Origin of the sequence: Bifidobacterium longum subsp. infantis ATCC 15697 = JCM 1222 = DSM 20088 (assembly GCF_000269965.1) — a bacterium.
GTDB classification, from domain to species: domain Bacteria; phylum Actinomycetota; class Actinomycetes; order Actinomycetales; family Bifidobacteriaceae; genus Bifidobacterium; species Bifidobacterium infantis.
Map to the genome: position 1 here is coordinate 606569 of NC_017219.1, position 24471 is coordinate 631039.

The window sequence follows — 24471 nt, forward strand, 5'->3', positions numbered from 1 at the left end:
GACGTATCTGCTATCCCACACTTTTGTGGGACGGCAGATGAACAATGGTAAAAACCGCGTGCCGTCCCACAAAACGGAATCAGGCCTGCCACCATTGGCGCAGAGGGTACCACTTGCCGTCCGGGTGGCCCACGCGATCCGGCTTGACAGCCAGGAACTGGTGGATCTGGATGCCGTCGAGCTCGAAGTTCAGAGCGCAGGCGGCCATGTACATACCCCATACCTTGGCGCGTTCAAAGCCGACCTGCTTGACCGCGTCGTCCCAATGCTCGGAGAGGTTCTGGCTCCAGTGATGCAGGGTGAGCGCATAGTGCTGGCGCAGGTTCTCCTGATGCACCACGTTGAAGCCGGCGTCATGGATGCACGATTCGATGAAGCCGGGCGCGCCGAGGTCGCCGTCCGGGAAGATGTAACGGTCGAGGAATTCGTCGGTGCCGGGCTTGCCGTGAGGCTTGTCATGGCTGATGGTGATCTGGTGGTTCAGCAGTCGGCCCATCGGCTTCAGGAGACGGAACATCTCTTCGAAGTAGCTCTGGTAGTTCTTGACGCCTACGTGCTCCATCATGCCGATCGAGCAGATACCGTCGAAGTCATGCTCGGGCACCTCGCGGTAGTCCTGTACGCGCACTTCGGCCAGATCCTGCAGCCCTTCACGGGCGATCCATTCGTTGGCGTACGCGGCCTGTTCCTTGGAGAGGGTGACGCCGAGCGCCTTGATGCCGCGACGGGCGGCGGTGATGACCATCGAACCCCAGCCGCAGCCGATGTCCAGTAAGTGCTGGCCGGGCTGCAAGTCCAGTTTGTCGAGAATCAGGCGCAGTTTGTTGGCCTGTGCGTCTTCAAGGCTCATGTGCTCGTTGTCGAATACCGCGCAGGTGTACGTCATGGAGGGGCCGAGGAAGTCGGCGTAGAACTCGTTGGACATGTCGTAGTGAAAGCTGACGGTTTCCGAATCGGCCTTTTCGGTGTGCGGCATCAGGCCACGCTTGATGCGGGCGAACTTGCTTGGGCCCTCGGTGGCGGGCACCGGCGGCTTCTTGAAGCCGTGACTCAGAATGCCGGCGGATACGCGGGCAATGGATGCGGGAGTGAGTGGGCGAACGTATTTGGCCAGCGACACCAGCTTGCGCATCGCCGGATACGGGTCGGCGTAGTCAATGTCGTCCACGTCGAAATCGCCCAGAATGTATGCGCGCACGATGCCGATTTCATTCGGGTGCGCGAGCAGCTGGTACATGCAGTTCGGCGCGGCGATTTTGACCTTCAAATCCGCGTCTGCCGGGCCGAAATGCGAGCCGTCAAAAGCGTCGATACGAACGGGAGTGTCGGGGTCGAGAAACAGGGATGCCATCTCGCCGACTGTCATAGCCTTGCCACTTGCCATTATCTGCCTCATTCTCTTATGATGATCACCCCAATTGTCGAGGTATCTTAGTCCTCTTCAAGAGACTGAAACCGTTGAATACACCATCTGGTGAACCAGTTCGCGTTCGGCTGATGAAACACGAATGGAATTAGGCATCTCGCATATTGATTGCGTACGCGCGAAGTAAGCGGATAAGAGACGAGTTTCTCGGAGAGCACCAAGCGACTCCGGAAAATGGTCTTATCGTTGAGATCTCGGGCGATTGAACTGGTTTGGTCAATGGACAATAATTTGACAAGTGCAGAATTCCGCCATTTCTTGCCATTATTTTCAGTGTTGTTCTTTCAGCGTGTTTTCAGGTGAATGCTCATGCGCGGAGTAGACTGGGGAACCGTTGGACCACTCAAAGAGTGAGCGGACCACCAGTTAAGACACTAGCTCAAAAGGAGAGTCCCTATGGTATACCGCATGATTTTCAACCAGACTGCATACTTCGGACGTGGCTCGATCAAGGAAATTCCGGCCGTCGCCAAGCAGCACGGCTTCACCAAGGCATTTATCGTCACTGATCCGGTACTGCTGGAGACCGGCACCGCCGAGAAGGTCACCAAGGTTCTGGATGAGGCCGGCCTGGCGTATGAGGTGTTCTCCAACGTCAAGCCGAACCCGCCGGTAGAGTGCATTAAGGACGGCGTCGCCAAGTTCGCCGAATCCGGCGCGGACTTCCTGATTGGTCTGGGCGGCGGCTCCCCGCAAGACACCTGCAAGGGCATCGGCATCATCACCGCCAACCCGGAGTTCGCCGACGTGCTGTCCCTGGAAGGCGTCGCGGATACCAAGAACCCGTCCGTCCCGATCTTCGGCGTGCCGACCACCGCCGGTACCGCTTCCGAGACGACCATCAACTACGTGGTCACCGATACCGCCAACAAGCGTAAGTTCGTGGCCGTCGACCCGCACGACATCCCGATCGTCGCTTTCGTTGATCCTGATCTGACCGACTCGATGCCGCGCGGCCTGAAGGTCGCCACCGGACTTGACGCCCTGACCCACGCCATCGAGGGTTACATTACCCCGGGTGCCTGGAGCCTGTCCGACTGCCTGTCCATGCAGACCATTCGCATGATTGCCCAGAACCTGGCCAAGTCCGCCGATGGCGACATTCCGGCTGGCGAGCAGATGGCCTACGCGTCCTACATCACCGGCATGGCCTACTCGAACGTGGGCCTCGGCCTGGTGCACGGCATGGCTCACCCGCTGGGCGGCCGTCTGGGCGTGGCCCACGGTGTGGCCAACGGCATTCTGCTGGCCCCGGTCATGGAATACAACAAGGACTTCACCGGTGAGAAGTACCGCGACATCGCCGATGCGTTCGGCGTCGAGGACGCCTACACCGGCGACCTGGAGACTGTGCGCGAAGAGGCCGTGCAGGCCGTCCACAAGCTGACCGTGGATCTGAAGAACCCGACCACGATTTCCGAAGTGGGCGCCACCGAGGGCGACCTTGAGCCGCTGGCTCACGACGCCTTCAACGACGTGTGCACCCCCGGCAACCCGCGTCAGGCCACGCAGGAGGACATCCTCGCCATCTACAAGTCGCTGATGTGATTCGTCGATGACGCCGACGATGCCGGTGGGTTCCCCTCGTCGGGAACCCACCGGCATCGCTATCTCTCGTGCTTTTCGTCGTAGACTTCGTCGGTGGTGGTCTCGTCGTACAGCTGCTTGCCTTGCGCCTCCGCCAGTTCCATCTGCTCGTTGATCCACGCGGCTTCAGCAGGATTGATATCCGCGGAATTCAGCACTTTCTGCCACACCGGGTAGAACATGTGCATCGCCGGATACATGGCGGTGAACAACACCTCTGGCTTATGCGTGCGCGTGTGCTGCGGATGTGCATCAAACGTATTCTTAAAACGTCGCATGTAGTTCAGGAATGAACCCAGCGACGTGTCCATCCGTCGCGCGCTCATCGCGGCGATCATGCGCGGCGAGTACACGGTTTTCAGATTCTTGCCCATCAGATGCAGGGAAATATCGATATCCTCATGCATCACATCGGCCTTATCTCGGCAGACCTCATTCGCGATCTGATGCCAAGCCGAAGCGCGCAAGGCCATATTGGAACCGAACAGCAGCGGCTGTCCGCCATCGGCGCGGTAGATTCGCTTGCGCAAGGAATTGTCGCCCTTCAACCCAAAATGGCGTGAGGGCATGTCGTAATACATCACCGGACCAGTGGCACCCATCGCGGCCGGGTCTTCGGTGAAGATGCCGGAGACCACCTCCACCCAGTCGGGCCGAATCATGCAGTCGGCATCAAAACGGCCCAGCACATCGCCGGTCGCGGCGTCCAGGCCAAAGTTGCGGGTGGGAATCAGTCCCTGTTCATCGTTCTGATGCAATAGTTTGATCGGGGCCTCGGGATGTTCGGCGATGAACTGTTCGACAATCGCGCAGGTGTTGTCCGTAGAACGGTTGTCCACCACCAGCACCTCATGCGGCATGATGGTCTGACGGGTGGCGTTCAGCAGGCAGTCGCGGATGCGTTCGGCTTCGTTCCACGCTGGGATGATGATCGAAACGTTGAGCATGACATCAACAATAGAAAAGCGGGTGTACGCCGCCGGCGTATTCGAGCTTCAAACCCCTCGCTACAATGGGGAGCCATGAGTGAACGCGCGCGAAACGTAAACAGCACCGACACGTCGAGAACCGGTGCCGCAGAAGCCGGGACAGACCCGGGCGACGAGAATCGTATCGACTTTGGTACTTTGTTCCCTGCCAAGGGAGATTCCCGCAGGCCACCGGAATGGTTCGGCCGCGCGCTGCTGTATGTGGCCCTCGCCGTCATCGTGTTCATGTTCTGCTGGCGCTCGTGGGGCGACATCTCCTATCTGGTGTTCGACATCATCATCTCGCTGTTCCTGGCGCTGGCCGTCGAACCGCTGGTGGTGGCGCTGGTGGCTCATGGCTGGAAGCGTGGCGTGGCTTCCGCCGTCAGTCTGGTGGGCGTGGCCGTGGTCGTGGGTGTGCTGCTCACGCTGTTCGGCAATATGTTCGTACAGCAGATGATTGCCATGGTCCGCGGTTTGCCGGCAATGTATGGGCAGATTCGTGAGTTCGCGGACCAGTACACCACGTTCAAGATGCCGGAAATCAGCAATCTTGGCATGGAAATCTTCAACAATATCCAGACCTCGTGGGTCACCGATTTCGCCGGCACCGCCATGAGTACGGTGGGTGGCCTGTTCTCCTTCCTGCTGAACCTCATGACCGTGGTAATGACCACGTATTACATCTCCGCCGCCGGCCCAAAGCTGCGCCGCTCCTTCTGCCAGTGGCTGGCCCCCAACACGCAGCGTCGATTCCTGCTGGTGTGGACCGTGGCCCAAGGCCAGATTTCGTCCTTCCTGTTCTCCCGTTCGATTCTGGCGTTGATCAACGCCATTTGCACTGCCATCTTCTTGGAGATCCTGCATGTGCCCTACTGGCTGCCGTTGGCCCTGTTCTGCGGCGTGGTATCCCAGTTCATCCCCACGGTCGGTACCTATATCGGCGGTGCGCTGCCGGTGCTGTTCGCTTGGGGCAACCGCGGGTGGACGTACGCCGTGGCGGTGCTGGTGTTCATCATCGTCTACCAGCAGATTGAGAACCTGATTCTCTCGCCGAGAATCTCCCAGCGCACGATGGACATCAACGCGGCCGTCGCCTTCCTCTCGGTGCTGGCGTTCGGCTCGCTGTTCGGCGCGTTCGGCGCGTTCCTGGCGCTGCCGGTCACCGCATCGCTGCAGGCCATTTTCCGTGCGTACACCAAGCGCTATGAGCTGATTGACTCACCGCTGATGAACGATCCGACTCCGGAGAAGAAGTCCAAGATCGTCGAGGCGTCCGAGGCGTTCGGCGAGCACGTATTGCAGCCAATCGGCGAGCACATGCCACGTGCGGCCAAGGGGTCCACCAGCCGTGTGCCGATGAACGAGGAACTGCGTTTGCTGCAGGAACAGATCTATGCGATTCCGCCACACGAGACGAAAGAATCCGATTTGGACGATTCCGCCACCGTGGCGATTCCGAAGAACGTGCTATCCTCCAGCGCTCGCAAGGGATTGCGCGGCACCGAGCCGGAGTCGGATGTCGATGATACCGATAATGCCGATAATACAGTCGGTGCGGATGCAAGCTCTGATGAGCCGGACACGGCGGCGATTCCGCAGCGTGGTGCCGCGAATACGCAGCAGCCTGAGCGGCCCGAGCAACGCAAGCAAACCAAGCAGTCTGATCAATCTGCCTCCAGCAATCCTAGGGCGGGGTGGCGCTGATGACCCTGCTTTCAGTACTCGATATTCTTCTGGTAATCGTCGGTGGTGCCGGCATGATATATCAGGGACTGTGTATCGTGATGTCCCTGTTCGCCAAGCCCGTGCGCTTCCCCGACGCCCCGATGACCAACCGGTATGCCGTGCTGATCTCCGCGCGCAACGAAGAAAAAGTGATCGGCAACCTTATTGGGTCGATTCGCGATCAGACCTACCCGTCCAACCTCATCGACATCTGGCTGGTGGCCGACAACTGCACCGACAACACCGCCGACGTGGTGCGGTCTTTGGGCTGCCATGTGGTGGAACGCCACAATCTTGAGCTGGTTGGCAAGGGATATGCGCTGACGTATCTGTTGGGGCATATGCTCGACATCGGTGTGGCCGACGACTATGAGGCCTACTTCGTGTTCGATGCCGATAACAAGCTGGACAAGCACTACTTCGAGGAAATGAACAAGGCGTTCTGCTCCGGATTCAAGATTCTGACCAGCTACCGTAATTCGGTGAATCTGGCGGATAACTGGGTGTCTTCTGGTTCTGCGCTGTGGTTCATCCGTGAATCGCGATTCCTGTCTAACTCGCGTATGATTCTCGGCTCCTCTTGCCACGTGGGCGGTACGGGATTTATGTTCTCCCGCGAGGTGATGAAGCGGAACAAGGGATGGAAGTTCCATCTGCTCACTGAAGATCTTGAATTCACTATGGATTCGATTCTGCATGGCGACCGCATCGGCTATTGCGGTACTGCGATTCTCTACGACGAGCAGCCGGTTACCTTCTCGCAAAGTTGGCGTCAGCGTTTACGTTGGAGCAAGGGATTCCTGCAGGTATTCCGTTATTATGGCTCGGCATTGCTGAAACGCGCGGTTCGCGAACGTGATTTCTCCTGCATCGACTTCACCTTGATGCTGTGTCCGTTTACCGTGTTGGGCGCGATTCGCGCGGTGATGGGCTTGCTGTTCGCCGCGTGTGGCTTCGTGAGTTGGCCGAGCCAGCTGCAATCGCTGGCCAGTTGGTCCAGCGGCATCATCATATCGGTGTTGGGCCTGATGGCATTGGCTGCATTGACCATCATTGTCGAGCGCGACCAGATCGGTGCCACGAACAAGGAGCTGCTCGCCTATGTGCTCAGCTTCCCGATTTACATGCTCAGCTACGTGCCGATCTCCTTCCAGGCCCTCTTCTCCAAAGCCCAGTGGAAGCCCATCGCGCATAAGGGTTGACCGAGTCCGCTAGTTGGAGCTGCTCAGCGGGGCAATACAACAGCAACCCGGGGGTTTGCTTCGCTGAGGGTTGGCTGGTGGGCTAGAGTGGATGTATGAGCTTAGACAATACTCAAAGGAATGTCGGATTTCAGCCGCCGATGATGCCAGCCGCCGCCCCCGCGCCTGCACAGCCGTCGCAACCGCAGCCACAAGCATGGCCGCCGAATCCGAATGCGGCGGTGTCCATTCGTGGCCTGTTCAAGCACTTCGACCGGAAGATCGCCGTCAACGGACTCGCGCTCGATATTCCGGTCGGCTCGTTCTATGGACTTGTAGGCCCCAACGGTGCCGGCAAAACCACCACGCTCAATATGGTGACCGGTCTATTGGTACCGGACGCCGGCACCGCCATGATTTTGGGCCATGACGTGTGGAGCGACGTGAACACGGCCAAGCGCATGATCGGCGTCATGCCCCAGCCCGACCAGATCTTCGACCGACTGACCGGTTTGCAATTGCTCGTCTACTCCGGCATGCTGCGCGGCATGAGCCGCGATGAGACCACGCGTCGCGCCCAGGACCTGCTCAATGCTTTCGACTTGGCCGGGGCCGCCAACACGATGGTCACCGATTATTCGGCCGGCATGACCAAGAAGATCTGCCTGGCCTCCGCGATGATTCATAGCCCGCGCATTCTGGTCCTGGACGAGCCGTTTGAATCCGTGGACCCGGTGTCCAGCGCCAACCTCAAAGACATCCTCATCGAATACGCGAAGACCGGCGGCACGGTGATTATCTCTTCGCACGTGATGGCATTGGTCGAAAAGATGTGCACGCATGTGGCCGTAATCAACAACGGTCTGGTGTGCGCGGCCGGCACGGTGGACGAGGTCGCCGCCGGCGAAGAACTCGAAGACCGCTTCCTGCAACTGGTCGGCGGCCGCCACGAAGCCGCCCATCTCGCATGGCTCGACGGCGGGCAAGCCCAAGCCCAAGCACCAACTTCGGTCCAGCCGGTCCAGCCCATTCCGCTTACAACCGCCACGCCCGCCACACCCACCGATGAGGCCCGCCGATGATCAGCAGCGCCATCACCCTGGTCCGCCTGCGCTGGACGCTCACGCTCGCCACCCTGCGAAAATCGGCGTGGCAGACCGTCGCCTATGTCTTTTCCGCCGTACTCGCGGCCGGCACCATCATCGGCACCGGCGTGCTCGCATGGTTCATCGGCATACTGCCGCCCTTCACCGTGAACGCGGATGGCTTTCCGCTGAACATCCTTGGTTCCGGAGGCATCGTCAACATGATCGTCGTGCTGGTCGGCGCGACCATGACCATCTTCATCGGCTTCATCCAGCTCATGATGCTTGGCGAAGGCTCCACCATGAACCCACGCAAATTCGCGCTCTACGGCATCGCCGACCGCAACCTGCAATTCGGCTTGCTGCTTTCCGGCCTGTCCGGCATCCCCGCCCTTACCGGCGTGGCCTCACTGATGCTCTGGACACTGGCCTATCGGCATATGGGACCAGCCGTAATCATCAGTTCCCTCCTCGCCGCAGTGCTGGCCGTCATCACCATGATGAGCATCTCCAAACTGCTCATCGCCCTATCCACCACGCTGGTGACCAGCAAACGCGGCAAAGGCGCGTTCTATATCTTCATCGTGCTGACGTTCGTTATCATCTGTCAGTTGCCGAACATTCTGGTCAACTCCGGCGTGGCCTTCAGCCTCAACACCGAAACCTGGGGCGCGGCGACCACCATCGTCGCATGGACGCCGTTCGGCGCGGCCTTCCAACTACCGTTCGACGCGCTTACCGGAGCCTGGGCGGTGCTGCTCGCCCGCATCGCCATCCTTGCCGTCACATGGATTGTCTGCTTCGCCGTCTGCACCTGGTGTCTGAGACATGAACGGTTCACCATCGGCGCAAACAGTCCGTCCGAGACCGCCAAAGGCATCGGCGCATTCGCATGGATGCCCGATTCGGCATCCGGCGCGGTTTCCGCACGCCTGATCACCTATCTCAAACGAGACCCCCGTCAAGCCATGACCTTCGCCATGCCGGTCCTGTTCCTGATCATCTTCGCCTTCCAGGCACACGGCATCAGCGCGGTCGTCTGGCAGTCGCTGATCTGGTGCGGCTGGTTCATGTCCGTCGTGGAAAGCAACGGGCTCGCATATGACGGCCGCGGCTTCACCATGGAAGTCATCGCCGGCGTGCGTGGCCGGACCGACAGAATCGGCCGCGTACGCGTCTACGTCGGCATCATGGTCGTCTACATGGTGCTGCTCTATCTCGCCGGCATCGTGCTGGTCGGCGCACTGACCGGACGCTGGGCGCAGCCCGATGACCTCGCTACCGGCCTGATCTTCCTCGCCACGGGCATGGGCATCGCCTTGAGCGGACTGGGCGTGGCCGAAGTCACCTCCTGTGTACTGATGTACCCGGTCGCCTCAATGGACAAGCCGTTCTCCGCGCCTCAAGGCCGCGCCATGGCCCAAGGCTTCTTCCCGTTCGTCTACATGCTTGGCAGCCTGCTGCTCATGCTGCCCACTGGCATCGTGGCGCTGGTCATGCTGCTGACAGGAGCCGAAGGCGGCATGTGGCTGGCGATTATTCCGGTCGCGCTGGCCAATGGCATCGGCATTCTGGCACTCGGGACATGGCTGGGCGGTAAGCTGATGGATGCGCGAATGCTCTCGATTGTGGCAACACTCGACTCGTTCGCCTCATTGCAGAAATGATTGCCTTGGCATAAGGAGCACGATGGTATCTACAGCGGTATCACGCCGTCAGCGACGTGAAGCGCAACGGCGGCCCCAACAATCGCATCGCCGAACACTGACCGTCATCATTTCCGCACTGACCACCATCGCCCTGTTCGCGGGGTACTGCGCCGCCGACATCACCGACGTGGCCCCCGGATTATTGACGTTGAAGCCCGTCACCGCACCTGTTTTTGCCGATCCAGCCACCGCCAAATCAGGCGGCACCGTCGCCGGCACCTTGAACACGAACAAGGCCATTGATTCCACGGCCGCTTCTGCGCTGGTCAACGAATTGCTGTCCGCGCAAGGCGTGGGAAACGATACGTCGGTGATCATTGAAGACGCCCAAGGCACCGTCGCCGCCGAACACGAGTCGAACACTCCACGCGAGCCTGCATCCACACTGAAAACGCTGACCGCGCTCGCCGCCTCATCCACCCTGAATATGGCATCCACCTTGGATACCCAAGTGTTCCTCACCCAATCCGATGACGGCACCAATACGTTGACCCTCAAAGGCAATGGCGACATGCTGCTGTCTGCAGGCGATTCCGACGCCAACCATACCAACGGACGTGCCGGTCTGAACACCTTGGCCAAGGCCACCGTGGCCGCGCTCGCCCAGCGAGGCATCACTTCCGTCAATCTCGAGTACGACGACACCCTATTCGGCGACTCACGCATTCCCGCAGGTCTGTCGGAAGGTGGCGCGGTTTTAAGCGACTACACCGTCTACTTCACGCCGGTCTCATCAATGGCGATTGATGGAGGCCGCCAACACACCGCCGATACGCCTGCGCCGGCCGACCCCGATGATTCGGCCGGCTACCCGGAACTGTCCCAGCACACCGCCAGCGACGTGGCCACGAAATTCGCCGAACTGCTCCAATCGAACGGTGTGGCCGTTACCGGAGACGTGACGGCAAACACCGCTCCATCCGGCGAAACGCCTTTGGCTTCGGTGAGTTCGGCAACACTGTCCGAAATCATGGCATACACGTTACGGCATTCGGACAATACGCTGGCCGAGGAGTTCGGCAGACTCACCGCTTTGGCGAAATCAGCGACAAACAGTCCTGAAGGCGGCACGGAGGCGGTCAAATCCACTCTGAACGATCTCGGTCTCGATACATCCGGTCTGACCATGGCCGATTGCTCCGGTCTGTCTCCCGGCTCCCGGCTCACCGTACGCACGCTGGCGGCCGTCCAACAACGTAATCTGACCACCAAGAGTGGCGCGGCCGGCGCGGAAGGTCTATCCATCGCGGGATTGGTGGGCACGGCGCAGGATCGGTATACGGATGATGCCGTGGCTGGTCTGCTGCGCGTCAAAACCGGCAGCCTCGGCACGGTTGCGTCGATGGCCGGCAATGTGTCCCGCACCAATGGGGGAGCGTTGTCGTTTGCCGTGGTGGTCAACAATCCTGAGGATTATGCCGCCGCGCGTAGCGCCATCGACTCGTTCATCACCAAGCTCGCGGGGCTGTGAAAGACCCATCAAGTGCCATCAAAGGCTACAAAGGCCGTAAACGTCCATAAACGCACGAGTACACATAACCAGAAAAAGGGTGGTGAGTACATGGCATATTCCGCACGATTGCGCAAGGCCGTAGGCGCGGTCCGCGCAACGCTGAGCGCTGTGGAACTATGCGATGTGCAGGCTCCCGAATTCGCGCAGCATGGGGACCATGCCGTTGCCGCCGATGCGCCGCTCGTGCTCGTGGCCTGTTCAGGCGGGCGCGATTCGATGGCACTGGCCGCGGTGAGCCATATCGTATGCACGTCCATGGGCGTGCGTTGCGGTGCCGTGATTGTGGATCACGGCTTGCAGGAGGGTTCCGAACAGGTCGCCGGCGAGGCTGCGAATCGTTGCCGTGCGTTGGGACTGGGCCCGGTCATCGTGCGCAACGCAACCGTGCAGGCACGCGGTGAGGGCCTCGAAGCGGCCGCGCGGCAGGCCCGGTACAACGAGCTGTGCGCCGCGGCGCGTGAATCAGGTGCCATTGCCGTGCTGTTGGCCCACACTATGGACGATCAGGCGGAAACCGTATTGATCGGACTGCTGCGCAGCCGTGGCGTGGATGCGTTGGCCGGCATGCCGCAGGTCTTCACACGCAGTGGCGTGACTTTTGCGCGGCCGCTGCTTACCCTTACTCGAGCCGAGACCACCGGCATCTGTGAAGACTTAGGTGTGGAATATTGGGATGACCCCACCAATGGCGATGCGGTAGACGGCGAGTTGCCGAACGACTATCCGTTGCGCTCGCGGGTGCGCCATGACCTGCTGCCGGCCATCGAGCGATTCGCTGGATTCAATGTCGCCCGCCATTTCGCTGAAAGCGCACGGTTGGCCAGAATGGATAAGGAGTATCTGGATCAGCGATCCGACGAGGTGATGGGGGAGGCGGTTACGACAGTTGATTGGCCGGCATCGTCGGCAGCGGTATCGACCGATACGCCACGAGCCTGTGCGGCAGGCGATACCAACGATTCGAGCCATGGTGTCGGCCTGATGATCAGCGTCAGACGTATTGCACGTGAGCCAGAGGCGATTCGGTTGCGGGTCATCGCTCATGCGCTGAGCCAAGCCGGTGTGAACGCCAGTGCCGCCCAGATTGCCGCCATCGACCGGCTGGTCGTCGATTGGCATGGCCAAGGCGGCGTCTCACTTCCCAGAGGTTATTCAGCCAATCGCAAGAAACACGTCATTCGCGTGTGCCAAGATGGTGCGCATGCGAATCGCTGACGTTGAGGAAGATATTGACCACGAGCTGGTCAGCAAAGAACAGATCGATGCCAAGATCCACGAGATGGCCGCTCTCGCGAGCGAGGATTACCGCGATAAGAATCCGCTGCTCGTTGCGGTGCTGAAAGGGGCCGTGAATACGCTGGTCGCATTCACCCAGGCCATGAGCATTCCTGTACAGATCGACTTCATGAGCCTGTCGAGCTATGGCTCGGGCACAGTGTCGAGCGGTGAGGTCACAGTCAGGCAGGATTTGTCCGCCGATGTTCGCGGACGGCACATCTTGATTGTGGAGGATATTGTTGATTCAGGACACACGCTCGCGTGGCTGGTCACAGAACTGAAACGTCGTGGTGCCGCTTCCGTGGAGGTCTTCGCTTTGCTGAGCAAGCCCTCCCGCCGAGAGGTGGACGTTGATGTGAAGTACGCCGGCTATGAGATTCCGGACGAGTTCGTCGTCGGCTTCGGCCTCGACTTTGACGAACGCTACCGCAACCTCGATTCGATCGCGGTCCTCAAGCCGTCCGTCTACCAAGGAGTGCAAGCATGAGCTTCCCGCAAGGGCCGGGTAACGGCAATAATCCGAACCCGAACAACAACCGTAACAACGGCAACCCGTTCACTAACCCGTTCAACCGTGGCAATAACGGGAACAATGGCAAAGGCAACAACAACGAGAACCGCCCGATATGGCAGTCCCCTTGGCTATGGGGTGCCGTGCTCGTGGTCATGGTCGTGCTGATGTTCCAGATGTTCGCCGGCGGTGGCACCAAAACCATCGACACCAAAGATGGTTTCGCACTGATCAATCAGGGCAAGGCCACGTACGCCGAGATTACGGACAACAAGCAGGTCGTCCGCCTTAAGCTGAAGAACGACTACACCAAGAAGAATGCCGACACCGGCAAGGTGACCAACTACGGCAAGAACGTGCAGTTCTACTACACCTTCGCGCAGGGCGCCCAAGTGGCCAAGGCCGTGGAGAACGGCAACCTTGAGAAGGGCTGGACCTCGAACATCGAGCAGACCAGCATGCTGAGCTACCTCGTCACCTCGATCCTGCCGTTCATCATCTTCTTCGCCCTGTTCTGGTGGCTGATGAGCCGGATGGGCGGCGCCGGCGGCATGCTCGGCATGGGCGGCAGGAAGAACAGCGGCAAACTGCTCGACGGGCAGACCCCCACCACCAAGTTCGCCGATGTGGCCGGTGAAGACGAGGCCGTGGCCGAAGTCGAGGAGATCAAGGACTTCCTCAAGGATCCGTCCAAGTACAAGGCGCTGGGTGCGCGCATTCCGCGCGGCGTGCTGCTGTACGGCCCTCCCGGCACCGGTAAGACGTTGCTGGCCCGAGCCATCGCAGGCGAGGCCGGCGTGCCGTTCTACTCGATGGCCGGCTCCGACTTCGTCGAAATGTTCGTGGGTCTCGGTGCCTCCCGTGTGCGCGACCTGTTCGATGAGGCCAAGAAGAACGCCCCCGCCATCATCTTCATCGACGAGATCGATGCTGTGGGCCGCAAGCGCGGTTCCGGCATGGGCGGTGGCCACGACGAACGCGAACAGACGCTGAACCAGCTGCTCGTCGAGATGGACGGCTTCGACAACGACACCAACCTCATCATCATCGCCGCCACCAACCGTCCCGATGTGCTCGACCCCGCCCTGCTGCGTCCGGGCCGATTCGACCGGCAGGTGGGCGTGGCGGCCCCCGATCTGGAAGGCCGTGAGGCGATCCTGAGGGTGCATGCCAAGGGCAAGCCGTTCGTGCCGGACGTCGACCTGCACATGGTCGCCGTGCGCACGCCGGGCTTCACCGGTGCCGATCTGGCCAACGTGCTCAACGAAGCCGCCCTGCTGTGCGCCCGTGCCGGTGCCCAGTTGATTGACAACCGCGCCATCGACGAGGCCATCGACCGTGTTCAGGCCGGACCGAAGCGCAAGTCCAAGGGCATGGCTCTGGAAGAGCTGCGCAACACCGCATACCACGAGGGTGGTCATGCGCTGGTGGCCGCCGCCCTGAACAACACCGATCCGGTGACCAAGGTGACGATTCTGCCGCGAGGCCGCGCCCTCGGCTACACCGCCGTCATGCCGACCTCCGACCGCTACTCGCAGTCGCGCAACCAGCTGCTCGACCAGATGGCCTACGCGATGGGCGGTCGCACCGCCGAGGAAATCGTCTTCCATGACCCGACCACCGGTGCCTCGAACGATATCGAGAAGGCTACGAGCATCGCCCGTACGATGGTGATCGAATACGGCTTCTCCGACAAGCTCGGCGCCATCAAGTGGGGTTCCGACGACGATCAGACCACCGTGATGGACGGTCTGCAGCCGCGCAAATACTCCGACCGCACCGCCGAAGTGATTGATGACGAGGTGCTCAAGCTGGTGGAAACCGCCCACACCGAGGCGTGGACCATCATCAACGACAACCGCGATATACTCGATGAGTTGGTCCGCCAGCTGCTGGTCAAGGAAACTCTGAACGAGAAGGAGCTTGCGGAGATCTTCGCGCCGATCAAGAAGGCGCCGGTCCGCCCGGTGTGGCTGTCCAACGACCGCCGCCCCGACTCGGACAAACCGCCGGTGGAGATTCCCGAAAGCCTCAAGCGCTCGGTCGGCATGAAGCCGGAAGAGTAGACACGATGACGATTCGGCCCGACCTGTCCATGTGGTTTCTCACGTACGCAGGCCGGGCCGACGTCGTTGTGGACAATGACATGGTGAACGAAACGATTGGGAGGGATCAGATGAATGAAAACGGGAAGTCCTCATACGACGAGGAAGGCGTGCGCGAAGCCGTACGCCTGTTCCTGAAGTCGATTGGCGAGGATCCCGAGCGCGAGGGACTGGTGGAAACGCCTGACCGTATCGCCCGCGCGTGCCGCGAGCTGTTCGCCGGTCTGCAGGCTTCCCCGGCCGATGTGCTGGAGAAGCACTTCGACGTGGATACCGACGAGCTGGTGCTGGTCAAGGACATCGAACTGTATTCGGTGTGCGAGCATCACCTGCTGCCGTTCCATGGCGTGGCCCATGTGGGCTATATTCCCGCCAAGGACGGGGTGATGGGGCTGAGCAAGCTCGCCCGACTGGTCGAGGTGTATGCTCGCCGGCCGCAGGTGCAGGAGCGTTTGACCCAGCAGATCGCCGACGCGCTGGTCGAGTACGCGGGCGCACGTGGTGTGATTGTGGTGACCGAATGCGAGCACCTGTGCATGTCGATGCGCGGCATCAAGAAATCCTCCGCGCGCACGGTGACCTCTGCGGTGCGCGGCATGCTGCGCAATCCGGCCACCCGAGCCGAAGCCATGAGCTTGATTCTTGACAAGTGACGCAACCTAGGCTCCCCTCTCTGAGGGGAGCGAAGGGAAACAACGAAGGGGAAATAACCTATGACTGATTTGCAGGCGTTGCATGACAGTACGCGCACCATGGTGATGGGCGTGCTCAACATCACCGAGGACTCGTCCTCGGACGGCGGCCTGTGGCTGGACCCGGCCAAGGCGGCCCAACACGGGCGCGACATGATGGCCGCCGGCGCGGCCATCATCGACATCGGCGCCGAATCCACGCGCCCCGGCGCCAAGCGCGTGTCCGAGGCCGACGAACTGGCCCGCATCACCGGTGCCGTCAAGACATTGATTCCGGCCGGTGCCATACTGTCCATCGACACCACGCGCGCATCCGTGGCCGCCGCTGCGCTGAGCGAGGGCGCCCAGATCATCAACGACGTCTCCGGTGGCACGCTGGATGCCGAACTGCCGCATGTGGTCGCCGACCACGACTGCCTGTACATCGTGCAGCATTGGCGCGGTTGGCTCGCCGGCTCCAAGGGCGCGAACCCCGATCAAGACACCTCCGTCTACGAGCGCGGTGTATTGACCGACGTACACGACGAACTCATGCGCCAAGTCGACGGTGTGCTGGCCGCCGGCGTAAAGCCTGAGCGCATTATCATCGACCCGGGCCTGGGCTTCTCCAAGCCTGGCATCGAGCACAACCTGCCGCTGCTGACCGGACTCGAGTCCTTCCGCGCCACTGGATATCCGGTGCTGATCGGCCAGTCCCGCAAACGCTTCATCTCGGCGATGCTTACCGAGGCGGGCGCTGCCGGTGCTGATGGGCCGATCATGTCCCAGCGCGATGACGTGACCGCAGCCTTGTCCGCCCTGTCCGCCGAACATGGCGCATGGGCCGTGCGCGTACACGACGTGGCCAAAAGCCGCGCCGCCGTCATCGCCGGCAACACCTGGCGCGAATACGCATGATCCCCCTGGCTCCCTGTTTTGGTTGCTTCTAGGCCTTGGCTCCCCTCGGGCGAGGGGAGCTGGCGCCGAAGGCGACTGAGGGGAGCATTTGAGCAGAAAGCCTTACCAATGGACACCATCACACTTACCGGCGTACATGCCAACGGCACCCACGGTGTGCTCGCCTTCGAACACGAACGGCCACAAACCTTCGTCGTGGATGTCACCCTGCACCTTGATCTGGCCGCAGCCGGTCAATCCGACGATCTCAACGACACCATCGATTACGGCCGTGTGGCCAAGGACATCACGGCTGTCATCGAAGGCCCTCATGTGGACCTGATCGAGCGTCTGGCCCAACGTATCGCGGACGAGATTCTTGCCGATGCGCCGGCCGTCGCCTCCATCGACGTCACCGTGCACAAGCCTCACGCACCCATCGTCGTGGCTTTTGCAGATGTATCGGTCTCCATCTCGCGCGTGCGTGCCACCGATAATGGACGTACTGCTGAAGAGCATGCCATCCATAACGCGGTGGTGGCCTTGGGCGGCAATGTGGGCGAGGTGGAATCCACCTTGCGAGCCGCCGTTCGGGAGATTGACGCGTTGCCTGGCACACAGGTGACTGGTATCTCACCGCTTTACCGCACGGCCGCGTGGGGCATGGCCGACGGTACGCCGGATTTCCTGAACGCCGTGGTGGAGCTTGAAACCACAATGGGCAGCCACGAATTGCTTGCCGCGTTGCAAAACATCGAAGCGAACCATGGACGAATTCGTGAGAATCATTGGGATTCCAGGCCGTTGGACTTGGACATTATCGACTTTGATGGCATCACCAGCGCGGATCCGGATCTGGCATTGCCCCATCCGCGTGCTTGGCAGCGTGCGTTTGTGCTGGCTCCTTGGTTGGCATTGAATCCGAACGCCAAACTCGCCGGAGCCCATGAGGGGCCTGTAGCCGATTTGCTGGCCACCGCGCCGGACCGTAACGCCGTGCAGCTCGAGAGCGAAGACTGGATGCTCGGCGGGCATGCAGTCAAGCAAGAATCCGCGTCGGAGTCGGCACCCGTCTCACGCAAGGCGATTATTTCGCTGGATTCCACCTCGCAGGATGCCGAACGGCTGTTCCGTGAAACCATCGTTTCCATCGACAGTGTTCCTGGCAATCAGGTACAGGGCATTTCGCCGCTCTACCATGTCAGCCATTTCGACGGCCCGGACGCGATGAGCGCGGTCATCCAAATCGAAACCAAGTTGCCGCCCGCCGACCTGATTGCCGTATTGGGCAGCATCGAAAGCGTTCATGATCTGGCAGTCGACCTTGACCTTGTTGACATGGAGGGCGTGACTTCCGACGAGCCCAACTGCAGCATTCCTTGGCCGTCGGCCCGTAACCATGCGTCGGTATTGGCACCTTGGCTGGATATGGACCCGAATGCTACTCTGGGCGGCGACCCGGTGGCCTTCCTTTTGGCCATGGCACCGGATGCCGGACAGGTCGGATTGCTATCGGACAACTGGATACTGTCGAACAGTTGAACTGATGGCAGAACCAGTTACGAACGGTAGGCTAGAAACCAGACGGTGACGGACCGGTATCTGACCTCGAACAGCCGGGCACGGCAGTGACGAAAACCAAATCAAGATGAGCAGCCCAGGAGCGAGGGCCGTTCGCAAACAGCAAACAGCAACGCAACGATAAGGAGGCCGGACATGAAAACACGGCGAACAGCATGGTGGCAGTATATGATCGGTGCCGTGCTGGGCCTGTTGGCGGGTATCGGTCTGGCCTCCTACGGCGAAAGCTCGGGACTGTCACTGATTGGTGCGCCTCGGATTGTGACCGGATTGCTGGCCGTGCTGGGCGTTATCGTGCTGATCTTGGCCCTGCAAGTGCATAAATACGCGAATACCGACCCCAAGAAGCGTCCGCATAGCTTCATCAATCCCACTATCGCGGTGTATACGCTGGTGCTGTCTAAGGCACTGGGATTGGCGGGCGCAACGCTTGCCGGCTGGTATGGCGGTCAGATTGTGATGAGCCTGAGCCATATTGAGGCGGATTTTTATGCACACGCCGTCACCGAGTGCGCAATCGCGGCCGTGGTGTGCATCGCCGACATGATCATCGGCATTATCGGCGAATGGTTGTGCCAGCTACCGCCGAACGAAGGCCCCGAAAACCCGAAAATCAAGGAAGCCAAGCGCCGTAGCGACATAGCCCAGGCCTACAAAAGATAATCCGTGATAAGCCCCCTCTGACGAGGGGGCTGTAGGCGTAGCCGACTGGGGGAGAGAAGAAGAAAAAACCACACCATCGGCCAAGCCGATTCCCACTATTCCTGCGGCACGCGAACCATAGCTTCCTGAGCGATGGCCGCCACCAAGTCGCCATTCTGCGCATACACTTTGGCGATGCCGAGTCCGCGCCCGTGCGCGGCGATAGGCGTATCCTGCACATACAAATGCCATTCGTTGATATCGATATCCTGATACCACCACATCGAATGGTCGATGGACGCATAGGAAATGCCCGGTGTGGAAATCGACAGTCCGGCGCGGCGCAGCACCGGTTCCATCATCACCTGATCGCAGCCGAGTGCCAGCATCGCACGATGCATGACCTGCGGCACATCGACGTGGCCATCGGCCTTCATCCACACCATCTGCTTGCCGGAATCATGCTCGGCGGAATCCTTGTCCGCGCGCAGCATCACGGTCGGCGTCACGTGGCGGATATCGAACGGCGATTTCTCGGCATAGTAATTGGCGAACGGCGACTGTGCGGCATACGGGCGCATGAGCTCCTTGGCGGAAGTCAACGTTTCGGGATCGGGCAGGTTTTCCGGCATCGGATCGGCAAATTCCACACCCTCCTGACCGGTCTCCTGGAAGGAGGCGATGGCCGTGAGAATCGACCCCTCGGCTTGGGTGACGTTGACCCGACGAGCGGAGAACGAGCGGCCGTCGCGAAGGTTCTCGACGTCAAACAGCAGGTCTTGACGAATATCGCCGGCGGCAATGAAATAGCCATGTACCGAATGCGGCAGGCGTGAAGGGCCTACTGTTTTGGACGCGGCGATCACCGACTGGGCGATGACCTGGCCACCGTAGACGCGGCCAGTGGGGAAGTACATACTCTCGCCATTGATGTATGTGTGATTGCGGTAAGCGGAAGGCTCGCCCAACTTCAGCACCTTCACCAGATGGTCCAATGGAGTTACGGTGGTTGCCTGAGCCATGGCGTTCCTCGATTCCTGTTCTGCTGTGTTCGATATTCGGTTATCGTATTCCAACCTATGGTTGGCAGTCTATCCGGTGGGGGTTAAGAGTTCCGGGAGCGAAATGTAACGAGACTGTTTGGAAGGTAAACGGTTGGTTATGCGGTGCGTTGCCGCTACGTTGCTGCTGCACTGCCGGTGTGTTGCCGGTGCGTTGCCGTAGGTGACTGTGGGATTTTATGGGATGCGGGGCGGGGCAGTCATGGGGCAATTATGGGAAAGCCGCCCCTGAGGGACGGCTTTCGACGTATAAAGCGTGTTGTGGCACTAATGCCGGCGTATCTCAGCCGCGCACAAGCTTCTTGTGCAGGCGGTGCGGACGGGCCGCGTCCTCGCCGAGTCGGGCCACCTTGTTCTCCTGGTAGGCCTGGAAGTTACCTTCGAACCAGTACCACTTGGCCGGGTTGTCGTCATCGCCCTCCCACGCGAGGATGTGCGTGGCGACGCGGTCAAGGAACCAACGGTCATGGGAAATCACCACAGCGCAGCCCGGGAACTCGAGCAGTGCGTTTTCGAGGGATTCCAAAGTCTCGACATCCAAATCATTGGTGGGCTCGTCGAGCAGCAGCAGGTTGCCGCCCTGCTTCAGGGTCAGGGCCAGGTTCAGACGGTTGCGCTCACCACCGGACAGCACACCGGTCAGCTTCTGCTGATCGGCGCCCTTGAAGCCGAAGCTGGCCACATAGGCGCGGGTCGGCACCTCCACACCGGCCACCTCGATGAAGTCGAGGCCCCCGGACACCGCCTCCCACAGGTTCTTGTTCGGGTCCAGGCCCTCACGGTTCTGATCCACGTAGCTGATCTTGACGGTATCGCCGATCTTCAGTTCGCCGCTGGTCAGCGGTTCGAGTCCGACGATGGTCTTGAACAACGTGGACTTGCCCACGCCGTTCGGGCCGATCACACCGACGATGCCGTTGCGTGGCAGCGTGAAGGACAGGTCGTCGATGAGCACGCGATCGCCGAACGCCTTATGGATATGGTTGGCTTCAAGCACGGTGGAACCGAGGCGCGGGCCGGCCGGAATCTGAATCTCGGAGAAGTCGAGCTTCTTGTTGTTGCGTGCCTCGTTCTCCATCTGGTCGTAACGTTCCAGGCGGGCCTTGTTCTTGGCTTGGCGGGCTTTGGGCGAGGAGCGTACCCAGTCGAGCTCGTTCTTCAGGCGTTTGGCGAGTTTGGCGTCCTTGGCGCCCTGAATCTCCAGACGCTTGGCCTTGGTCTCCAGGTATGTGGAGTAGTTGCCCTTGTACGGGTACAGGTGGCCGCGGTCGACCTCGCAGATCCATTCGGCCACGTTGTCCATGAAGTAACGATCGTGGGTGACGGCAATGACGGCGCCCTTGTACTGGTGCAGGAACTGCTCCAACCACAGGATGGATTCGGCGTCCAGGTGGTTGGTGGGCTCGTCGAGCAGCAGCAGGTCCGGGGCCTCAAGCAGCAGCTTGCACAGGGCCACACGGCGGCGCTCGCCACCGGAGCACACGTTGACCGGGGTGTCCGGATCGGGGCACTGCAGGGCGTCCATCGCCTGCTCAAGCTGGGAGTCGAGGTCCCAGCCGTCGGCGGCGTCGATCTCGGTCTGCAGCTTGCCCATTTCTTCCATCAGCGCGTCGAAGTCGGCGTCCGGGTTGGCCATTTCTTCACCGATCTCGTTGAATCGGGCGACCTTCTCGGCAATCGGGCCGAACGCCATCTTGATGTTCTCGCCCACGGTCTTGGTGTCATCCAGCGGCGGCTCCTGCTGCAGGATGCCGACCGTGAAGCCCGGGGTCAGACTGGCCTCGCCGTTGCTCACGGTCTCCAGGCCGGCCATAATCTTCAGCAGGGTGGACTTACCCATGCCGTTCGGGCCCACGACGCCGATCTTCGCGCCGGGCAGGAAGCTCAGGGTCACGTCATCGAGAATCACGCGGTCGCCGTAAGACTTGCGGGCCTTGATCATCTGAAATACGAATTCAGCCATATAAGTGTCTTATCCTGTCTTATCGTTGCAATTTCAACGTTTTGCCGGGCTTGGATTCCGTGATGACACACTGTGGAACGATGCGTCCGGTTTCGGGGGGGGTTCCGAACGACCCGTTTGATGCCGCCCGTCCCTGGATTTCCGTGTCATCGCGGCGCCTCGGTCCCAAGCAAAAGCACCTTGTGGATTATCCCATATCCCATCGTCATACCGCAACGGGGGATCTCCTGTAAGTACATTTGGTGGCAGTTTGGTCATGCGGCGAGTCTGCGTCGCAATATCTTCGGATAATTCTGTCTGAACGTGCGCCGGTCGCCGCATCTTGTGGTCGGTTTTGGCGCTTTCCCCGGCTTTGAATTTCAGTGCGGTCAGTTCGATGGTGCACATGAGGTCGGCGGTCTGCTCGAGATGATAATCCTTGGGGTCGGCCTTGCGATAGGCGACCGTCTCCTTGGCGAGCGTGTAGCTGACGGAGGCCTACAATGCGTTGGTGGCGACCTGCTGTCCGTTGTCATAGTGGATCTTGATGGTGTCGTACGACTGAAACCGGTCGAGATGCGTCAGCAGGTAGTCAGCCAGGATAACGCCCGTCTTCTTGCGCAGATTCGGTTGTGGGTTCCGATGAAAAGGACATGGCCCGGCTTTGGTACGATTTTCAGTCGCTTACACATGAAAACCGCGAATCCGCCATGGCCAAGGCAGGGACGGTCGCGGGCGAAATGGAGGAACGCAAGCTCAGGGCGGCCGTGAACCGCCTGCGCGAGGGCGTCGGCGAGACCGCCGCCTGCCTCCTGCCGGGGTTCCCCGCGAACCATAGGATCAAGCTGCGCACGGACAACATGATCGAGCGATTGAACAAGGAGATCCGCCGGCGCACCCGGGTCGTGGGCGGCTTCCCCGACTCCAACAGCTGGCCAACAGCCAATCTGCGCAAAGAAGCGGGCACTATCATTTAACAAATGTGAAATACAAGTAACAATTTAAGGAATACCATTGCGGGGAATAATAACCAGCTAGGTGAAGAAAGGAGTTGTTATGGTAGACGTCAAGTTACATGGTATTGCCGAAGGCCGTCTGGGAACTGGTTCAATGTGCTACGATTTGGCAAATGGTAACACAGTCGCAGATGTTGTAAAGCATGTAGCTCTACAAGATGAAGGCCTGACAAGGACCCTAATTGATGAATCTAGACAAAAGCCTCGTCGACTTTGTCGAATCATGATTAATTGTCCTTCTTGTGGAGCAGGTAAATGAATTCTATTGAACAACGGCTGCAACGTGCTGCTTTATTGGCTTCTGGTATTGATGCGTTTGGTACGGGCTCGTTTGTCAGCGCTGCGGCGGTAATTTTTTCTTCATATAATCATGTTTCTGCAGGCATTATTGGTCTTGGACTGACCTTTTCAGCTGTTTCTGGCATGATTGCTTCGATGCCTGCTGCGTATCTCGCCGACCGTATCGGAGGGTTGCGCGTTTTCACTTACTCGTATTTGCTACGAGCGGTAGGAATGCTTGGATGGCTTATTATCTCTGGTGATGCTGCATTTCTTGTCTATATGACGCTGTTCGGTATTATCGACCGCTCAGCAGCATCGCTTACACGAGGACTGATTATCGCACCGCTGAGCCGAGAGCAAGCCACAATACTCTTGGGTCGCATGGCATTACCGACGAATGTCGGTTACGCGCTTGGCGCGGCACTAAGCACAATGATGCTGCTTATCCAGTACGGGAATGTGATCATAGTGGCAGCAAATTCACTCTCGTTCGTTGTCGTAGTTGTGCTATATCGCAGAGCGCTCAAAGGTTGCAATGTAACCGCTGCAAAGGTGAAACGTTCACCGCTAACTTCGTGGACGGTTTTTCGCACTGCACTAACTTCAAGGTCTCGTTCTCGGCTGATTATCGAAAATTTCCTGTTCTCGTTTCATCGTACACTGCTCAATGTGTATCTACCATTACTGATTATTCATTACGCGCCTACCGACACATGGCAGGCGCCAGCCATATTCGTTGCCAATACGGTAGTTATTGCACTAGCCCAAGGTCCTGTCAACCATTGGGCCACGAAAGCACATAATTATGCGCTGGCTTGGCGCTGCAGTGGACTACTGCAGGCAATTGCATTTATTGCTGTAGCCTGCATACCTTTCCTGTCACATGATTTTCCCTTCATAGCACTGGTTATGTTGCTTGCCATGCTGCAGATTATCGCTGAACTGCTCAGCACCGCAGGTATTACCATGTATATGGCATTGCTGAGCAGAAAAGATTATCTAACTACTGACTTAAGCGCTATTAATCTTGGTGGACAATTCCAGAATATTGTAGGGCCATCACTCTTTGCTAGCACGATTACTGCCGCTAATTGTGTGCTTCCTGCTGCTATGGGTATTGCCATTACGCTCGCTGCTGCGCTACCTAGAAAATCTGAATAAGAGCATAACAATCGTGGATACCTCATTGATAGAAAATCATAATTCGCACAATTCGCCTCTTCCAATCTGTGATTATGTAAGACTGTTTTCTTCTCCTTTGGACAAAGGACTCTACGTAGGATGCGGA

The 24471-nt window shown here is 59.5% G+C and carries 19 protein-coding genes and 1 pseudogene; 16 read left to right on the plus strand and 4 right to left on the minus strand.

Annotated features, from left to right (window positions below; all coding sequences use genetic code 11):
- Window positions 1-79: 79 nt before the first annotated feature.
- Window positions 80-1384, minus strand: a complete 1305-nt coding sequence (locus tag BLIJ_RS02730) for a class I SAM-dependent methyltransferase (RefSeq protein ID WP_012576946.1) — start codon at window positions 1382-1384, stop codon at window positions 80-82.
- A 438-nt stretch (window positions 1385-1822) separates the two neighbouring features.
- Between BLIJ_RS02730 and fucO the strand changes: the two genes are divergently transcribed.
- The gene (gene fucO / locus BLIJ_RS02735; RefSeq protein WP_012576947.1) at window positions 1823-2974 is read left to right on the plus strand and encodes a lactaldehyde reductase; all 1152 of its coding nucleotides are present in this window, start codon (window positions 1823-1825) and stop codon (window positions 2972-2974) included.
- 59 nt (window positions 2975-3033) lie between these two features.
- Here fucO and BLIJ_RS02740 read toward each other — a convergent pair whose 3' ends face one another.
- Entirely contained in the window at window positions 3034-3960 is a 927-nt protein-coding gene (locus tag BLIJ_RS02740; protein WP_012576948.1) for a glycosyltransferase family 2 protein, read from the minus strand.
- A 75-nt stretch (window positions 3961-4035) separates the two neighbouring features.
- On the opposite strand from BLIJ_RS02740, the gene BLIJ_RS02745 reads away from it, so the two are divergent.
- The 12 genes from BLIJ_RS02745 to BLIJ_RS02800 all read left to right on the plus strand — a co-directional run bounded on the left by BLIJ_RS02745 (window position 4036) and on the right by BLIJ_RS02800 (window position 18903).
- Window positions 4036-5688, plus strand: coding sequence for an AI-2E family transporter (locus tag BLIJ_RS02745; RefSeq protein WP_012576949.1), 1653 nt, complete (start codon window positions 4036-4038; stop codon window positions 5686-5688).
- Window positions 5688-6911 (plus strand): glycosyltransferase family 2 protein, encoded by a 1224-nt coding sequence (locus BLIJ_RS02750; RefSeq protein ID WP_012576950.1) that lies wholly within the window; start codon window positions 5688-5690, stop codon window positions 6909-6911. Before BLIJ_RS02745 ends, BLIJ_RS02750 begins: the two co-directional genes overlap by 1 nt.
- 140 nt (window positions 6912-7051) lie before the next feature.
- Window positions 7052-7972 (plus strand): ABC transporter ATP-binding protein, encoded by a 921-nt coding sequence (locus tag BLIJ_RS02755; protein ID WP_032682973.1) that lies wholly within the window; start codon window positions 7052-7054, stop codon window positions 7970-7972.
- The gene (locus BLIJ_RS02760; protein WP_012576952.1) at window positions 7969-9642 is read left to right on the plus strand and encodes a hypothetical protein; all 1674 of its coding nucleotides are present in this window, start codon (window positions 7969-7971) and stop codon (window positions 9640-9642) included. Before BLIJ_RS02755 ends, BLIJ_RS02760 begins: the two co-directional genes overlap by 4 nt.
- A gap of 22 nt (window positions 9643-9664) precedes the next feature.
- Complete coding sequence (gene dacB, locus BLIJ_RS02765; protein WP_012576953.1) at window positions 9665-11155, plus strand: D-alanyl-D-alanine carboxypeptidase/D-alanyl-D-alanine endopeptidase; 1491 nt, start codon at window positions 9665-9667, stop codon at window positions 11153-11155.
- A gap of 90 nt (window positions 11156-11245) precedes the next feature.
- Complete coding sequence (gene tilS / locus BLIJ_RS02770) at window positions 11246-12412, plus strand: tRNA lysidine(34) synthetase TilS (protein ID WP_012576954.1); 1167 nt, start codon at window positions 11246-11248, stop codon at window positions 12410-12412.
- Complete coding sequence (hpt, locus tag BLIJ_RS02775; protein ID WP_012576955.1) at window positions 12399-12962, plus strand: hypoxanthine phosphoribosyltransferase; 564 nt, start codon at window positions 12399-12401, stop codon at window positions 12960-12962. The genes tilS and hpt overlap by 14 nt, the downstream gene beginning before the upstream one ends.
- Complete coding sequence (gene ftsH, locus BLIJ_RS02780; protein WP_012576956.1) at window positions 12959-15052, plus strand: ATP-dependent zinc metalloprotease FtsH; 2094 nt, start codon at window positions 12959-12961, stop codon at window positions 15050-15052. Before hpt ends, ftsH begins: the two co-directional genes overlap by 4 nt.
- 110 nt (window positions 15053-15162) lie before the next feature.
- Window positions 15163-15744 (plus strand): GTP cyclohydrolase I FolE, encoded by a 582-nt coding sequence (gene folE, locus BLIJ_RS02785; protein ID WP_012576957.1) that lies wholly within the window; start codon window positions 15163-15165, stop codon window positions 15742-15744.
- Window positions 15745-15804: 60 nt separating this feature from the next.
- The gene (gene folP, locus BLIJ_RS02790) at window positions 15805-16680 is read left to right on the plus strand and encodes a dihydropteroate synthase (RefSeq protein WP_012576958.1); all 876 of its coding nucleotides are present in this window, start codon (window positions 15805-15807) and stop codon (window positions 16678-16680) included.
- 108 nt (window positions 16681-16788) lie between these two features.
- Entirely contained in the window at window positions 16789-18201 is a 1413-nt protein-coding gene (folK, locus tag BLIJ_RS02795) for a 2-amino-4-hydroxy-6-hydroxymethyldihydropteridine diphosphokinase (protein WP_012576959.1), read from the plus strand.
- Window positions 18202-18375: 174 nt separating this feature from the next.
- Window positions 18376-18903, plus strand: coding sequence for a DUF3180 domain-containing protein (locus tag BLIJ_RS02800; RefSeq protein WP_012576960.1), 528 nt, complete (start codon window positions 18376-18378; stop codon window positions 18901-18903).
- A 95-nt stretch (window positions 18904-18998) separates the two neighbouring features.
- Here the strand turns inward: BLIJ_RS02800 and BLIJ_RS02805 are convergent, their stop codons facing one another.
- Complete coding sequence (locus tag BLIJ_RS02805) at window positions 18999-19904, minus strand: acyl-CoA thioesterase (RefSeq protein WP_012576961.1); 906 nt, start codon at window positions 19902-19904, stop codon at window positions 18999-19001.
- 322 nt (window positions 19905-20226) lie between these two features.
- On the minus strand, window positions 20227-21906 hold the full coding sequence (gene ettA, locus BLIJ_RS02810) for an energy-dependent translational throttle protein EttA (protein WP_007057753.1): 1680 nt from the start codon (window positions 21904-21906) through the stop codon (window positions 20227-20229).
- Window positions 21907-22577: 671 nt separating this feature from the next.
- Here ettA and BLIJ_RS02815 point away from each other — a divergent pair.
- From BLIJ_RS02815 to BLIJ_RS02820, 3 genes and pseudogenes are all read left to right on the plus strand, one after another.
- Window positions 22578-22817, plus strand: a pseudogene (locus BLIJ_RS02815) (transposase); the annotation flags it as partial.
- A 124-nt stretch (window positions 22818-22941) separates the two neighbouring features.
- The gene (locus BLIJ_RS14150; protein WP_126386285.1) at window positions 22942-23160 is read left to right on the plus strand and encodes a hypothetical protein; all 219 of its coding nucleotides are present in this window, start codon (window positions 22942-22944) and stop codon (window positions 23158-23160) included.
- Window positions 23157-24344, plus strand: a complete 1188-nt coding sequence (locus BLIJ_RS02820; RefSeq protein ID WP_012576963.1) for an MFS transporter — start codon at window positions 23157-23159, stop codon at window positions 24342-24344. Before BLIJ_RS14150 ends, BLIJ_RS02820 begins: the two co-directional genes overlap by 4 nt.
- The last annotated feature ends 127 nt before the right edge of the window (window positions 24345-24471 follow it).